The organism is Rothia sp. LK2588 (assembly GCF_040946465.1).
GTDB lineage: Bacteria > Actinomycetota > Actinomycetes > Actinomycetales > Micrococcaceae > Rothia.
Genome location: NZ_JAYWLS010000001.1, coordinates 693,419 through 709,140, shown reverse-complemented (window position 1 = coordinate 709,140; position 15,722 = coordinate 693,419). Strand labels below are relative to the sequence as shown.

Below are 15,722 nucleotides of genomic sequence, written 5' to 3'. Positions count from 1 at the left end.
AGGGTTCCTTACTTATTGGTTGTAGGCTTCACCGGTGACACGCGCCCAGACATACCCGGTACCTCGTGTGGATACGTTATTCACCAGGCGGATGGTCGCACCGAAGCGATCCTGGGTCAGCACGACCCAGGACATTTCACATTTATTGGCGTTCGACGGGGAGACCGCGATGAAGGGCACAGTCCCGATGGGGAATGCCTCCGGCCAGGTAATGGTGAAATCGACGTAGCCCCCGCCTGCGATGCCTGGGTTTTCGTATTGGGTGAACTTCTTCGCTTGGCCATTACGCTCCAGGGAACCGCGTATATCCACTGACCCACGCCCGGGGTTGATGTAGAACCCTGGGGTATCATTAGCCACCACGCTCCCGGGCACGCCGAGAATTTTCAGCGACCCGCCCGGTGAATAATCCGTGCCGACTTCTGAGTACCAGATCGCGCCGTGGGTGGTGACGTTACCTTTATAGAGGTCGATCGCTCCGGCACCGTTGAGGCCGACGACAACGCGGCCGACGTTCTCCTCCGTGGTGGATGTCTGCAGCATTCCAGTGATGAGGTTCGACTTCCCGTTGAGGTCCACGGAGAGCCGGTTGTTGCTGTCGTAGGCTTTGTACCCGTTCGAGTCGATCTTCACTCCGGTTGACGCGGCCGATGAGGTTTGGATGACGCTACCGGTCACCAACGCGGAGTTTACACGGGTCGCTACGATCTCGGGGGTGATGATCCCTTCCACGATGGTGGCGCGGTTCATGATCGTCTCATCGGTGACCACCAGCTTTTTAGCCGTGAGATCCATGGCGTTGACGATCGCGGCGGACATCTCCCCGGTGACATTTAGCTGCGTGACGTCGAGGGTGCCTGAGATGATAGCGTCGCGGCCGCGGATCAACTTGCGGACGTTGAGCTGGTCTGCGACTGTGGTTCCCAGGAACGTTGCGTTGTTGAGTAGGGCGTCTTCGGTGACGATGAGCCGCTTCATGTTGGCGTCCATCGTGTTGACGACCTTAGTTGTGACGCTGTTCGCGTTGATCTGGTCGCCCGTGATACTGCCATTGACGATGAGTGAGCCGTCTTTCATCTGCCGGAGGCTGGGATCGCTGAAGAACACCTCGCTATCATGAGTCAACGGTGCATACAGCCCGATGTAAGCCTTGTCGTAGGTCTTGCCATCGTTCGGTGGGGTGAACGTGCCACTCACTAGAGTCCACGATGTACCAACCGGCACAGGAATGTTCGACGGCGTGCCAAACGACCATGTTCCTGTCGTCGAGTCCACAAAGCGCACGTACAGAGCCGCGGTGGCCGTCGTCGCTGATTTCGCGTACACAGCGGCACGGTACTGAGTGAACGGCTCGATACTGAGTAAGTAATCACCGGCGGTGGGTGATGCAAGGTAGTACCCATTTGATGAAGTAGACGCTGGTACCTTCACGGCATAACTAGACCCCATGCCACCGGCCACCACCGTCCCCGCGGGGACACCGGGCATATTAGCTGTGGGCTTCACCGGTGGCATGATGTTATCGCCCAGACCAATGGTGAGCTTGTCCGCGAAAATGGAACCGGCCTGGATACGCTTGGCCACGTCCAGGTACCCGGAGGTAATGTACCCGGCGTCGAGATTAGCCAACTGAGCGGCCTCAATCTTGCGTCTGGTCCAGTTCGACCCGTTCCAGGACCACACCTCGATAATCCGGTAATCACTGCCCACGTAATAGTATGTGTCGCCAGCTTTTACACCTAGGTTAGGTGGTGGAGTCACGGTGCCGTACTGAACCACGTTTTTACCATCAGCTGATTTTTGGGCGTTCCCCGCGGCAACCTGCGCCTGTTGGGCTGTGGAGGCCGCGGCGGCGGCGTCATTGATCGCCTTCGTCGCGTCCGCCTGCGCTTTATCCGCAGCCGCCTGGGCAGTGTTCGCCGCTGTCTGTGCCGCGGCGGCCGCGGTGGCTGCGTCTTTTGCAGTCTGGTCGGTGACCGGGACCCACTTCGCCGCCGTCGCATCGTAGGTAAAGGGGACGTTATCGGTGGACCGGATCCACAGGTTCGCCGCTGCAGCGTTCGACCCAGTCGGGGCTGTCACCTGATAGATGACTTTGCCCTTCGACCCGGCCAGTCCCGCAGCGTCCAGGGCCTTCTGATCGGCGGTAGCTGCAGCTGACTTCGCCGCGTCCGCCGTTGATTGTGCGGTCGTTGCTTTTTGGTCAGCGGTGGCCGCCACAGATGAGGCGTCCTGGGCGGCTTTGCTTGCCGCGTCCGCTGAGGATTGTGCGGTGGTAGCTTTCTGGTCGACAGTTGTGACTGCGGACTCTACGGCTGACACATCGGACTGTACTTGGTTCAGGTCTTGTTGGGCCGTCGATAGATCGGCTTGGGCTTGGGTTACCCGGGTATCCAGAGCGGACAGATCCGAGTTCGTGGTATCGATGCGCCCGGATGCTGCAGTCAGGTCGGCTTCGGCTTTATCCAGGCGAGCCTTCGCCGCGTCCACTGCGTCCCTGGCCGCCTGGATACGGGAATCAAAAGAGGCCACGGTGTCCCCGTCCCACCGCCACGACCCACCCGAAGTGTCCTGGTACACGGTCGCCTCATACGGGCGGGCGACCTTCACACCATGCGGCACCGTCTGCTTATTATCCACACGCTGGGACATACGCTTAATCAAGCTGTCCCTGCGTGTGGGGCGCTGGTCTTTATAACCCACCATGATGTTCTACTTCCATACTGCTTCCTGAAAATCCAACGTGACGGCCATATCTAGGCCCCCGTTTGCTTTGATGATCCGCATGTTCCGTGTACCGTCCGGGACGCTGATCCAGCCCTTGAGCGTCACCGACGCGGTGTCACCCACAAAATAAGAACCCCAGGGCGTCTTAGTGGAGTTGGCGCGGACTGAGAACGTGACCTGATCAACCATGTGAGATGCCGTGGCCAGCGCCCCGCCGGCTTTACTCCTCAGTACCTCTGGGGTGTCTTGGTCAGAGTCGGAGAAGACCTCTTCGAGGAAGGGCATACCCTCTTCTAGGTCGGTGAGGTCTTCGGCGTATTCCCTCACAATCCCTTCCCCTTCTCCGGACCCGGTGTACCAGATACGTGTGCGCAGGCTTTTACCTGTGGAGCGGAGGGAGGGTGACTGCACCCCGGAGGCGGCAGCAGTGGTATCGAAGTCAGGCTGCCAATCCTGGGGGATATACGGGGAGAGCGCGGTACCGTGCACGAGCACCCATTCGATACGCCGGTGAGTGTTATCTACCCACTGTGGGCGGAACATGATGTCTGGGCCAGCAATGACCTCAGACAGCTCGGTCAAGCGCTTGTCGATTGTGTTGTTCTGCAGGTTCCACTTCTCGTAGGTTCGCTGGTAGCGGCCAGACTCAGGCGGGATACCATGCACGACAGGCAGTGACCCGCCGGGCTTATCCATGCCGTGTTGGACAAGTGCCCACGCGATATCACCGTAGGTCATATCCTTGTAGGCCAGGTCAGCCCAGACGGTGCGGTACTCAAAGATTGCTCGGATGCCGGCACCTGACAAAGCCAGCTCGTCCCGCGTTTCGGTACCCCAATCAGTGATTGGTCCCGCCACAATAGGGCGTTCCACACCATCGTCGCTGGTGAAGGTGAGCAGCAGGCCACCGGACCACGGGTGCCACCATTTCTCCTGACGCCGTCTCAGCTCGGACTTCTTGACCGTGGTCTGGATCGTTTCCGTCTTATTGAGCTCAATGGACCACGACCCGGAGGTCGGGTCAAGTTCTGACCCGACCTCCCCAGTGGTTGTCAGTAGGGAATAGAGGTGCCAGCCGGTCTTCATCAGAGCGTTGCCACCCCTCGATGGATCACGCGGAAATCGTCACCGCTGAATTTGTTCGGTCCGCCGTAGCGCACCTTCCACTTACCCGAGTTACCCGACGGGTACCAGCGTGTTTCCGCGGTGTACTTCACCGTGTGTCGCCCCTGATCTAGGGTCACCACGCGGGAGAATTCCTTACTTTCCCAGACACGGTCGAAGCGGCGCTCCCAGGTGTACTGAAGCACATCATCGACATAAATCTTGTAGAACACCGACCCGACCTCGTCGAGCTGTTGCCCTGATACGCTATCCGATGCTGAGATACACGATGAGAGTTTCAGCTCAACATCAGAGTCCGTCCATAGATTGAATGACCCTGAACCGCGAGTGAGGACTTGCCCTGGGGCGTGCTCCGTGCCGTCCGTGTCCACCGCTGAGAAGAGGACACCGAACGAACCACCAACCGGGCGGGTGTTGATACGGTTACCGGTGACGGTGGTTTGGTTCGTTGAGGTCGCCCCAGCGGGAACGGTGCGCCGCCCGATCTCCACCGCATTAGCAGGCAGTGAGGTCCCCACTCCCACGATCACTGCGTTGTTCCCGTCCGAGGCCGGGAAGTTCTGCTTCACATAGATGATGTCAGTGCGTGAGCCTGTCGCAGGCGCCGCAGGCGTGGGGACAGTCTGAGCCAACACCGGGGCCTTGACCTTATGGAACGCATCAATAGCGATCACGACCGCGCCGGCAGTGATCTTGTACGACATGCTCGATGTTGGTTGCACGTCGCAACCGGTCAAGATTCCAGCCCAGATATACTCGGCTGAGGTGATCGCCTGGATGTCCTCCGGCATTGTTGAATTTCCGTTTTGGTCGGGGCTTACGCCGAAGCCAACAGCCATTGGGTCACTCCTAAATGTAAGTATCAGATAGTTGAATATCCAGCCACCCGTTCGAGGGCGCATGGGCGATAATGCGGGGCTGGATAGATTCCCCCGGAGAGACTTCCACCCAGTCGCGGGAGGTCAGCCGATAGGTTTGGTCATACCCCGAAGACATGACCGAACCTTCGCGGTTATCGATCACCACAGGTGACGACGGGTCAACCGGAGCCGGGTACGAGATCGTTCGCCCATTAGTGACAATGTCGAACCCTGCTGGCCACGATCCTTGCACCGTGAATACCGGGTACGCGGTGGCGTTCCCTTGATTCCCGAAAGCGCCACCCACCGGCGCACCCTTGCCCCAATCCAGCACGGGTACACCATCAGCGTTCTTCTTTGTGGCAAAAAGCGGGTATTGAAGGCCCTCACCAAACCCAGCAGGGAACACCTGATACGTGCGCGCTGGTGCGTACAGGAACGGGTCAGGGGCGAAGAGCGGGGCCTCCCACTGGATCCCGTCGTCCCCGATCGGTTTATGCTTGATTTCGCCGTCCAACTTCACACGCGCCGTCAGCGTCTCAACACCACCAACATCCACGGTCAAATCAGCGAACTCACCGTCCCACAGGATCCCGGAGATAAACCTGTCACCCACGGTACGGTCGGCCTCACTGCCAAAGAAGAACAGCCCGCCGAGAGTGATCTGCCGGCCCGTCCGCAAGGACGGTTCCGGGAAAACACCGTGTCCGAGTTTCCGCTGCTCATTTTGGGCGGAAACACCCACGCCCCCGTACCAGCCGTCCAACTCCTGCAGCAGGGGCTGATACGGGGCTGTTTCGGAGGCGTGAGTGTTCATCGTCAACGACCAGTCACCCTGGGTGAGGGTCGCAGACCGCACGAGCCGGGAATCGTCCATAGCCATGGCCTAGAAGGCTCCTTCCATTTCGAATATGAACTGTTCCGCGGCCCGCTTCACCGTCTGCTCAGCGGTGCGCTCCGGGTCGTTATTCATGGTGAAGTGGATGTCACCGAACCCGCCGGAGCGTCCGTCCACCACGGACTGAGCGGCCGTATGGATCGCAGACCAGTCCTCATAGGACAACACCGCATCGGGTTTACGCTTACGGTGCTCCACCAGCTGCGCCTTACCGGTGTTCTTCAACCAGCCTCCACCGTCGTAGACGGTCGGGGAGTCCAAGCCCACAATGCCGCCGCGGGCGAACCCGCCAACGCTCATGAGCTTCTTCTTCGCTAGATCGACGAACCCTTCAACGGTTTTCTTAGCAACACCAATGGGAGCCTCCACGAAGCGGTTATCCTCAAACTTCGATTTAGCCGCTTCAATGGCCTTATCGGTAAACCCGGTCAACTTCTCACCGATCATTCCCATCAGGTCAAAGCCGCCGCCGCTATCAGACACGTCATACTTTTTGACACCAGCGCCGGGAGCGCCCCATGCCCTCACCAGGGAACCGTAATCCAACCCGGAGGGGACACGAACACCAGCAATGGAAGGATGCATGATCGACCCCGAGTTTGTGGTGTGGTGCAAGGACAAAGCGTGACCGAGCTCGTGGCGGAGAATCGCTAGCCGCATATTCGCCGGTGACGACGGGTTAATCTCAATACGGGACCCGTTGTTGAAGCCCCAAGGGCCGGCCGTGCCCGTACCGAACGTGACCGACGGTGAACCTGCTCCCATGCGGATATCCACGGCAGACCGCCCCATCCACGCCTTCGCCACGTCCTCAGTGTTCACACCAAGCACGTTTTGACGGGGGATATAAAGACGACCAGTGGCCGCGATCTGGTGCTGTAACCCGCCCCAGATACCTGATGGACCTGACAGCGGAGCGCCTCCGGTGAACACTTCACCACCGACCCAACCGGCCGCTGCGCCCTTAGTGCGCATCCACTTACGGGCTCCACCGATACCGGCAGAATTCGCGGCGCCGTTGACCCCATGAATGAAGTCAGCGCCGAGCGCTCGCACAGCTTCGGGGACGAGGACACCTTCTCCCTTACGCATCGGGGTAAGGATCTCGTCCTTCTTGGCCGCTTGGTAACCGGGGAGGATACCGCCACGGGCGAAGCCAGTAGAGATCTCTCCAATGTCCCCGCCATGCCAGAAATCGTTGAGCTTGTTGTAGTTCTTGATCAGCCCACCGTTGATGACGGTGTCAACAACGAAACGGATCGGGGCTTTGACGGTCTCTTTCAGGCCGTCCCAGATTTTCCCGATACCGTCCTTGGTGCGTTGGAAGAAATCAACAACATTGTTCTGGAGGAAGTTCCCCAGCGGGGTGAGGACGTGATCTCGGATCCAGTCGGTCGTGTTCCGGATCTTAGAACCGATCCAATCGAACACAGCCCCGACCTTATCCCGCAGCCAATCCCACACCGGACCGAAGGTGTTCTTCAACCACCCGGAGGCAGGGGCGAGGACAACGTCGCGGGCCCAGCTCCAGGCCGAGTTGATCTTGCCTGAGATCCAGTTCCACACGTTGGTGACTTTGTCAGCCAACCACTGGAAGGCCCCACCAACGTTGTCCCGAAGGAAAACACCCATGGGGTAGCCGATATTGTCGCGGACCCAGTACCAGGTAGAACTGATCTTCCCGGAGATCCAGTTCCACACGGCGGTGACCTTATCCGCCAGCCATTGGAATTCCAGCTTGATGTTATTCAAGACCAGTTGGACGAAAGGCAGCGCGACGCTGTTGAACCAGTCTAGGAATCCTTGGATCCGGGTGGATACCCAGGAGAAGACAGCGTTGACCTTGTCCCACATCCACTGGAAGGCAAGCTTCACGCTCTCTAGCGCTGTGGAGACCCAGGGGACAGCGACGGTCTGGAACCAGAGGACGAACCCTTGGATGCGCGCCTGCGCCCAGTCGAAGACGGGGCGGATAGCATTCTCGTACAGCCAGGTGAAAACCGGGGCTACCAGATTCTGCACGACCCAGGAGATTCCCTGCCAGAGAGTCATCAGGGCCGCGGCGAACATGGTCACCACGACAAGGATCGCGGTGAACACCGGCTGAATGATGCCGGTGTAAATCCAGTTAAAGATTGACCCGAGAGTATCCGCGGCGGCTTGGACGCCGGGGACAAACGTCCCGGTCCACCAGCCGATGAACCCGCCGATAGTGGAGGTAATCCAGTCCCAGACCGGGACGATCACAGACTGGTACAACCAGACGAACTTGTCACCGATCCACTGGGCGGCCATAGTGATCGCCGGCCACGCCGTACCAGTCCACCAATCAATAAACGAGCTGATCGCGGACTGAATGAATCCCCACGCCGGGACCGCGACGTTCTGCCAGAGCCAGACGAACTTGTCGCCAATCCACTGCAGACCATTCAGAATCGCAGGCCACGCAACGGTGGTCCACCAGGACACCAGCGAAGCTGTCGTCTGCTGGATCCACGCCCAGGCGGTGTCCACCATGTCCCGGAACCACCCGACCTTGTTATAGGCCAGGATGAGGGCGCCCACGAGCAGACCGATACCTACCACCATGAGCGTGATAGGCCACAGCGCCGCCGTCTGCGCAGCGGTCAATCCCCAGAGGGCGCCTTCTTGGGCGCCGGTGAGAATCAGCCAGGTAGTTTTCACACCCAGCGCTGCAGCCTGAACACTGTTAAAGAGGGTCATCGCACCAACAGCCAACCCGAGCGCTCCGGCGACGGCGCCGATACCGAGAGCGAAAGGCCCCCAGTAGTCCATTGAACCGACGACGGCCTCATAGACCGAGCGGATATTGAACGCGGCGGCCTCCATGAAACCGGGGAACCCGGATGAAGTGATGTCACCGTCGAAAGCGTTCCATGCGGCGCCGAACGCCGTGATACCGCCGCCGAACTCCTCAAACGCGGGGATACCCTTATCAAGGATCCACCCCATCAGGTCAGTCATCACCGGCAAGAACCGCTGACCTGTAGCCGTGGTCAGATCCTCAAGGCGCGCCTTAGCGACCTGCACCTTGTGGGCATACGTGTCTTGCTCACGGTTGAAGTTGCCGGTAGCGTCTGCGGATTGTTTCTGCAGCAGGCTCATCACGATCAGCTGTTTCTGCTGGTTCGTGAAGGCACCATCGGCTTTCTTGATGCCCATCGACAGGCCCTCAGCGGTCAGCGCGGCGTCGTTGAGGCTGATACCGTAACGCTCGATCGGGTCCATCTCACCACGCAGGGCAGCAGACAGGGCGTCCACAGCTTCAGCCGTGGTACCGCCGTACATCGACGACAAGTCCGCGCCCATGGTGATCAGGTCATTGGTTTTACCTGCCAGCTCATCCATGGGGGTGCCGGCGTTCTTCAGCGAGGCACCCAGGCGGGAGGCGAATTCGTTGTAAGCGTTCTGGGAGATACCGACGGTGGTCGCGGCGTCCTGAGCGTACCCGTGCATCACACCACTGGACTGCTTAAAGACGGCGTCTACCGCGCCGATAGACTGCTCCAAGTCGCCGGCCTTCGTCACCGCGTTCATGAACCCGGTGGCGATACCAGCAACACCAGCACCAGCCAAGGTGACCTTGAGCGCGTCCGTAAGGCCTGTTCCGAACCGGGTCCCTGCTTCTTTACCGGCAGGCCCGGAGCCGTCCTGGATTTCTTTCCATGCGGCACCTACCCGGTTCTTGAACCCGGTGATGTGCCCGCTTGCGGTGTCGTAGGTGGTCCGGACGGCACCGCCGAAAGTGCCCATCACGCCGGTGAATGAGGATTGCGCAGCCGAAGCGCTACGGAAGCCCTGCACGAAGTTATTACCGGGGCGGATCATGGTGTCCGCCAAGTCCCGCACACGCCCACCAGTGCTACCCAAAAAGCCGGTGAAGGACGAGTTAGCGGCCTGCGCGTCCCGGAACCCGGACACGAAGTTCTGACCCGGGCGGGACATCGTATCGGCGACCTTACGGGTAGCCCCACCGAGGGTCCCCAAATACCCGGTGAACGATGAGTTCGCGGCTTGGGCGTCCCGGAACCCGGAGACGAAGTTCTGGCCTGGGCGGGCCATGATATCGGCGTAGGTGCGGACAGCGCCGCCGGCGGTACCCAGGTACCCGCTGAACGTGGATTGCGCCGCCTGAGCGTCCCGGAACCCGGAGACAAAGGCGCCGGTCATGATCTTCGCCTGATCGGTGACCTTCTGCGTCTGAACCTTGACGACGCCGCCGAGGTCTAGTTTCTGGGCGAAATTCGAGGTGATCTCAGCGCCGAGATTCTTAAAGGTCACCCCCGTGGAGCGTGTGGCTGGGGCGGTGATACCGGCGCCGATGCCGGTACCCATTTCCCGGCCCATGTCCTGACCGACCTTACGGGCCGCCGGGACGTACACCCCACCTAGCTCACGTTCCACACCACGGGTGATGCCGCGCATAGTAGGGATGAGGGATACATAGGCCTGTGCTAGTTCAACGCGGTCACTGGTCGCCATGATGCTCCCTCACAAAAGATCAGAAAAACTGGGGGTTGGATATAAAGAAGCGGCGGCAGAAAAGGGGGAACGTGGCTCCTTCTTCTGCCGCCGCCGGGCACCCGGTCACTATGGGGTTATGGTTTTGCGCTCGCCGCCGCCGATGTTGGCGTGCCGTGCCGCGCGACGTCGTAGGCGTTCCTGCCGTTGACGTGCCTGCATATGCGTCTCTGGTTCCTTCGGCTCCGCAGGCGCCGAGCCTTTCGCGCCACCGTTCTGGTACAACACCAAATCCAAGCGGTGGTTAATCGCCCGCAGCTGGTGTTCCACGCCGGTCAGTGACGCATTACCGCCCTCAGCTCGCATGGTCGCCGAATCGGGCGGTAAGTGCATGGCGAGCACTGCTGCCTTCCTCGCCCCGAGCGTCCCCCGGTAGAGGTCTGCTAGGTCGATCTGGTAGAAGCGGTGGAAATCAGCTTCCAACGCTGTCCCGTGTTCGTGGAGGAGGTACCAGAGGGCGAGGATTAGACCAAAGGGCCCACGGCTTCCTGCATACGGTTGAAGAAGTCCTGGGCCTTGGAGAAGCGGAATACGCCCTGCTCGTCGGAGGCCTTGAAGTTCTCACGCAGACGGCTGTACTCATCAGCTCCCAGGAGCATGCGCAGGCCGCGCCCCATGGAGACGGAAAGAGTGTCAATGATGTCGAGGTCGTCGAACTTGTCGGTGTCGACCTGGTAGACGTGGCCGTCGTATTCGAACTCGACAACGTCAGCGGTGACGTCGTTGGATGCGGTCTGGTGGTCGGTGGGGATGGTCGCACCTGCTGAGCGTGCGCGTGCTTTTGCGGTGTTCGCCTTGGTGCGGCCGTTGTTGGTCTTGGAAGGGGTTGCCATGTTGGTGCTCCTAAACAATGGTTACGGGTGGGCTGGTAATCCTCAAGAAGGGTGTTTAGGGTGCCCTCCGACGCGTGGATCACCAACCCGTTATGAAATGTGGGGTTACGCGTCGGAGGACACCAGCATGGGTGGCCTAGAAAAGAAGAGGTTTCTAGCCGGAGATGAGGGAATTGCCCGGGTCAGCTGCAGCGAAGTCAGTCTTCTGCTCCGGGGTCATGTCCTCCATGTAGGCCGGGTTGTTGGTGATCATCCAGCCGGCCTTCTTGATTTTCGCGGTCATCTCGTAGATCGACAGGTTCGAGTTCGCGTGGTCGAGGGTGCCGCGGTCGGTGATGTCTACCGAGGGGAAGACGTAAATCTTCCAGTAGTCACCTTCCACGAAGTTCAGGACTGCCCAGCAGTTAATGGTCTTCATGGTCGCGGGCAGGTCCACCAGCGATTCACCTTCGGCCACAGCACGGGGCACACCGTGATCCCAGTACAGGGTGGTGACGCGGGTGTTCTCTTCCAGGGCCTGCACCTTGAACGAGCGATCGACCTTGGTGATCTTCGTCTTGATCACAGCGGATCCCTGCATCGCGGTGAAGTCGGTGGAGTCGATGCTGGTGTCGATGGGCACGCCGTCCTCACCGAGCCAGCCCAAGGGCTTAATGTTCTTCAGGAACGCGGCTGCCTGCGCAGCGTTGCGGGGCAGGACGAGTTCCTGCCCGAGCTTGTTAATACCGAGCCAGACGTCGGTTTCGTCGTCGCCCCACGCGTGGGCGTTGTCAGCGTCGCGGTGGTCAATACCGGTTACGGGGATAGCCATCAGAGATGCTCCTCAAAAGGGTTGGTTGTTAGGACTGGGTTGGTGTCTAATGCGAGACGGTGAACTGGTAGGTCGCGGTGTACCGTGACCAGCCGTCACCAGGCGGATAAGAAACGGGTCGGGGCGCGGCTACGGTGATGATCCGGGCGGTCACCCCATCCGAGGTGAGGGTCTGGCCTCGTTGGAAACCCCAGCCGGCGAGGATTGTTCGGATCCTGTTCGCTAACGCCGCCGCTGCCGATTCGCGGGATTTGTGCCAGGTTTCCACGGTCACGGTGAACCGCTCATGCACGGGGACTGGGGCGTCACCGCCGCCACCGATGTAAAGCCGTACCCATTCAGTGGGGCGGGTAGCCGGTTCGCGGGTAGCGACGAGGACACCAGGTAGTTCCCCGGAGAGTTTGGTGAGGATCGCGTCCTCAGCGTCAGGCAGGTAGTGGAACACGGGGTTAGCCTCCTACTGCGCGGCGGAGGGGCCCTTGCTGGGATTCTCGGGTGATCGCCGCCCGGGTCACGGCCGCTACCTCCACACGGGACCGGTTGGGGGAGTTGCGGGCGTCCACGGCGTACCCGGTGTCCCCGGCGCGTTTCTTAATCCGCTCGGCCCTGGCCAGAAGGTCGGCTTTGACCGCATCGGATTTCAGAATGGAACGCGCCGCCTGCGAGTTAATCTTTACCGCGATGATTTCACCGGTCATGCGGGGTCACCTCCTCGACGTTTGAGCTGAACCATGTGGTGTTTCAGGCCAACCCCGGTGATGTTCCATGCCCGTGCGGGGCCGATGACCTGCAACCCGGTGATGGTCTCGCCGGTGTCGAAGCTGATGTTCACCTCGTCGTCTGCGTGGATGATGGGGGTGGCGTCCCCATAGGCGACCCATTCGGCTTCTACCGCTATGGACCTGTCGTGGTCTTCACCGCCGAGGGCGGGTTGTATTGAGTACCGGCCGGCGGGGACTTCTTCGAAGTTTTCAAAATCGGGGATCCATGTACCGTGGTCGAGGACTTGGGTGGGGCGTCGGATGATGAGCCGACCATTGGTGAAGGGGATCATGCCCGGTCACCTACCCTGATGCGGTAGTTTTCGACGGCTTCCTGCCACTGTTCACGCACCCCGACGACGCCGGTCGCGCCGTAGGATACTGAGACAGCGCCCACGGTCTCAGACTGGACACCCGGGGTGCGTCCCAGAGCCATCACAGCTTCGACCATCACAGCCGCCGACACTTCCTCCGGCACATGCTCCAGCCCGCACCGCTCCAATTCCACCACGACAGCACCCAACGTAGGCGGCAGCGGGGAGGAGAACTCCAGCAGACCATACGGTGAGACCCCCACCGGTTCGGTGAGGGCCCCACATACAGTCACAGACCGGATCACTGGTTCAAGGACCGGTAACCGCAGGTAGCGTGTGCCCGTACCATCGAGAACAAGCCGCAGGCCTGTTTGCTCCGTCAAATGGTGACGGATCGAGGAGCGGAACTTCGCGGTGGCACGAGCGCACGCTTCCTGCACCTGTCCGGAATCGGGGGTGAGGTCACCTCCGTAGTAGCGATTAGCTGTCTCAGCGACCGTCGCCGGTTCGCAAAGGTAAACGTTCTCACTCATGAGATACCCTCACCCCTCCTTCTAGTTCTCGGTCGGTTCGGTAGACTCGTCGGTCTTCTTACCCGACGCGCGCTTCTTCGGCGGTTCCGCCTCAGCCTTACGATCACGCACACGCTGCGCGTCAGCGGGCTTATAACGGACACCGTCGATGATCTCCATCTTGGTTTCAGCCACTATGGGTCAACTCCTCTCAAAAGGTGATCTAGTCCTTAGCCGGCGGCCTTTTCTTCACCGACGACCAGCAGGGACGGGTTGATGATGCCGAACGCGGCTCGCATCTCTGCCAGGACGGCAACGAGGTTACGGATGAAGAAGTCCGCGTGAGAGTCAGTCGCGGTGATCGTCGCCTGCTCACGGTCCCACAGGACACAGGTGGACAGGTCACCGAGAATGAACTTCCCCGTACCCGACAGGGCAGGGACCACCACGCGGGGGCGACCCCAGATCGTGCCCGGACCCTGAGACCACGGGCCGGCACCGAGGTAACGTCCGGTGCTGTCCTTCAAAAGATCCAGCTCCTCATCCAGCTCGGGGGAGACCAGCACGGAATTCACGGTCGCTCCCAGCTTGGTGACCTTGCTAATCGCGCGGCGGATAGTCCGCGGCGCGTCACCATCAAAAGTCTGGTTCTGCAGGCCGGAGGTCTTCAGGATCCCGTCCCACTCTTCCTCACCCTTGGTGGGGGCGTCCTTGTCACCGTTGAGGATCAGACGCTCAACTTCCTCTTCCAGGCCCTGGCGGAGGAAATTGTCGATGATGGTGCGGATCTGCCCAGCATCAGAGAGGGTCTTCTTCGTGACCGGCATCCAGTGAGCGATGGTGATCACGTCGGCAGAAGCCTTACGGAACGCCAGCGCGGACTCGGGCTTCACACCGACCGAGCCGGTGGTCGCGGGGGACTCCTTGACGCCCTTCGCGGCGTTGGTAGTACCGGCGGCGGCCACAGTCGGAACGACCTGCGCGTACTCGACCTTGTCAGAGTTGGTGGTGCCCTGGGTGATGACCTGACGTAGCTTAGGAGCCACATACGGGTACGGTTGCAAGCCCAACTGCTGCGGGGACACCAAGGTGCCGGCGTCACCGGAGGTCTGCCCACCGGAAGTCAACAGAGCCTTCATACCGCCGGGAACCTGCACGGTACCCATCTGCACCGACGACTTCTGGCTAATACCAGCCGGGTGAGCGGCCATCAGAGACTTGTACTCGTTCGACTTGGTGAAGCGCTCGCCGAGGGTCATACCCGCGGACTTACCGCCCAGGGTCGCACCGTCCAGGGCCTTCTTGTTGATCTCACCGGCTTCTTCCTCAGCCAGCATCGCCTCGACCTGTTCGAGGTCAGCGCGGGTCTTACGTTCCGCGCGGGCCTTCGCCTGCAGGTTGTTCGCGTCAGCGACGAGGTTGCTGATGTTCTTACGCTCGTCTTCTGTGAGTTCACGCTGCGCACCTTCTGCGGTGGCGGCGATGTCACGGGCAGCCTTAAGTTTGGCGACCCACGGGGCTTCGTTCTGAGACATGAAGCGCCTATCCTTCCTGTTCTAGGGTTTCGGTTTCTGCTTCTGCGATCGCCAGATCAAGGTCAAGGCGTTGCAGGAGCGCAGTTGCCGGATTGGTTTCTGGGTCGCTAGCGGGCCCCTCGGCGGGGTTGGCTGCTTCGTCCACTCCGGTCATATCCCCGCCTGCGTCTTGCTCGGCGGGGTGGTCTTCTTCGCTCTGTGGGGTGACGTCGAGGATCTGCCCGATCGTCTCCCACGCGGCTTGTAAGGATTTGCGGGCGGCCGGCCCTAGGTTCTCCCGCTCCAGCCGCTGCGCTTTGGCGGCCAGTAGCTCGGATTCCTGGTTCACTCCCAGCAGGCAGGGGCCGACTTCGTATACTTTCAGCTCGCGCAGCTCGTAGTAGGACTTCCCGTCTCGGTCGATGGTGCCGCCCTCAATGACGTCGAACGCGAAGCTGAACTGGGTGACCCTACGGGACTTCATCAGCCGCCAGATCTGTGCGGCCTTGGGGTTCGAGTCGCGTTCTTCGGGGGAAATGTACCCGGTGACGACCAGGCCGTCCCCGGTCTCCTCAGCCTTCTGCACTACACCGATATGGGAGAACGGGTCGTTCCAGTCATGGGCCCAGATCACCGGGATCTGATCCCCGCGCGCCTCCCACGCGGCGATGGTGTTCTTGAACGCTCCAGGGGCGACCACGTCCCCATATGAGTCAGGGTTATAGGTAGAAATGAGCGCCTTGAACTGCCCGTCCTGAAGTTCACCGTCACCGGCACCCTGGATCGCGACGTCAAAGGCTTTCGTCGTGAAGGCCATAGCCCTTC

General features: G+C 60.5%; 15 protein-coding genes. All 15 read right to left on the bottom strand.

What is annotated here, in order from left to right; translation table 11 throughout:
* Window positions 1-12: 12 nt before the first annotated feature.
* On the bottom strand, window positions 13-2,706 hold the full coding sequence (locus tag VVR12_RS03375) for a hypothetical protein (protein WP_368549707.1): 2,694 nt from the start codon (window positions 2,704-2,706) through the stop codon (window positions 13-15).
* Between the two features lie 6 nt (window positions 2,707-2,712).
* Entirely contained in the window at window positions 2,713-3,813 is a 1,101-nt protein-coding gene (locus VVR12_RS03370; protein ID WP_368549706.1) for a hypothetical protein, read from the bottom strand.
* Window positions 3,813-4,691 (bottom strand): hypothetical protein, encoded by an 879-nt coding sequence (locus VVR12_RS03365; protein WP_368549705.1) that lies wholly within the window; start codon window positions 4,689-4,691, stop codon window positions 3,813-3,815. The genes VVR12_RS03370 and VVR12_RS03365 overlap by 1 nt, the downstream gene beginning before the upstream one ends.
* Window positions 4,692-4,701: 10 nt before the next feature.
* Entirely contained in the window at window positions 4,702-5,595 is an 894-nt protein-coding gene (locus VVR12_RS03360) for a hypothetical protein (RefSeq protein ID WP_368549704.1), read from the bottom strand.
* A gap of 3 nt (window positions 5,596-5,598) precedes the next feature.
* Window positions 5,599-10,113: a hypothetical protein gene (locus VVR12_RS03355; RefSeq protein ID WP_368549703.1), complete on the bottom strand. Its 4,515-nt coding sequence runs from the start codon at window positions 10,111-10,113 to the stop codon at window positions 5,599-5,601.
* Window positions 10,114-10,221: 108 nt separating this feature from the next.
* Window positions 10,222-10,485, bottom strand: a complete 264-nt coding sequence (locus VVR12_RS03350; protein WP_368549702.1) for a hypothetical protein — start codon at window positions 10,483-10,485, stop codon at window positions 10,222-10,224.
* A gap of 131 nt (window positions 10,486-10,616) precedes the next feature.
* Window positions 10,617-10,985: a hypothetical protein gene (locus VVR12_RS03345; protein ID WP_368549701.1), complete on the bottom strand. Its 369-nt coding sequence runs from the start codon at window positions 10,983-10,985 to the stop codon at window positions 10,617-10,619.
* A gap of 154 nt (window positions 10,986-11,139) precedes the next feature.
* On the bottom strand, window positions 11,140-11,796 hold the full coding sequence (locus VVR12_RS03340; protein WP_368549700.1) for a hypothetical protein: 657 nt from the start codon (window positions 11,794-11,796) through the stop codon (window positions 11,140-11,142).
* Window positions 11,797-11,842: 46 nt separating this feature from the next.
* Complete coding sequence (locus tag VVR12_RS03335) at window positions 11,843-12,241, bottom strand: hypothetical protein (RefSeq protein ID WP_368549698.1); 399 nt, start codon at window positions 12,239-12,241, stop codon at window positions 11,843-11,845.
* 4 nt (window positions 12,242-12,245) lie between these two features.
* The gene (locus VVR12_RS03330; RefSeq protein ID WP_368549697.1) at window positions 12,246-12,494 is read right to left on the bottom strand and encodes a hypothetical protein; all 249 of its coding nucleotides are present in this window, start codon (window positions 12,492-12,494) and stop codon (window positions 12,246-12,248) included.
* Window positions 12,491-12,850: a hypothetical protein gene (locus VVR12_RS03325; protein WP_368549696.1), complete on the bottom strand. Its 360-nt coding sequence runs from the start codon at window positions 12,848-12,850 to the stop codon at window positions 12,491-12,493. The genes VVR12_RS03330 and VVR12_RS03325 overlap by 4 nt, the downstream gene beginning before the upstream one ends.
* On the bottom strand, window positions 12,847-13,404 hold the full coding sequence (locus VVR12_RS03320; RefSeq protein WP_368549695.1) for a hypothetical protein: 558 nt from the start codon (window positions 13,402-13,404) through the stop codon (window positions 12,847-12,849). The genes VVR12_RS03325 and VVR12_RS03320 overlap by 4 nt, the downstream gene beginning before the upstream one ends.
* Before the next feature lie 21 nt (window positions 13,405-13,425).
* Window positions 13,426-13,578, bottom strand: coding sequence for a hypothetical protein (locus VVR12_RS03315; RefSeq protein ID WP_368549694.1), 153 nt, complete (start codon window positions 13,576-13,578; stop codon window positions 13,426-13,428).
* A 35-nt stretch (window positions 13,579-13,613) separates the two neighbouring features.
* Window positions 13,614-14,918, bottom strand: a complete 1,305-nt coding sequence (locus VVR12_RS03310; RefSeq protein WP_368549693.1) for a phage major capsid protein — start codon at window positions 14,916-14,918, stop codon at window positions 13,614-13,616.
* Between the two features lie 7 nt (window positions 14,919-14,925).
* Complete coding sequence (locus tag VVR12_RS03305; protein WP_368549692.1) at window positions 14,926-15,714, bottom strand: HK97 family phage prohead protease; 789 nt, start codon at window positions 15,712-15,714, stop codon at window positions 14,926-14,928.
* Between the last annotated feature and the right edge of the window lie 8 nt (window positions 15,715-15,722).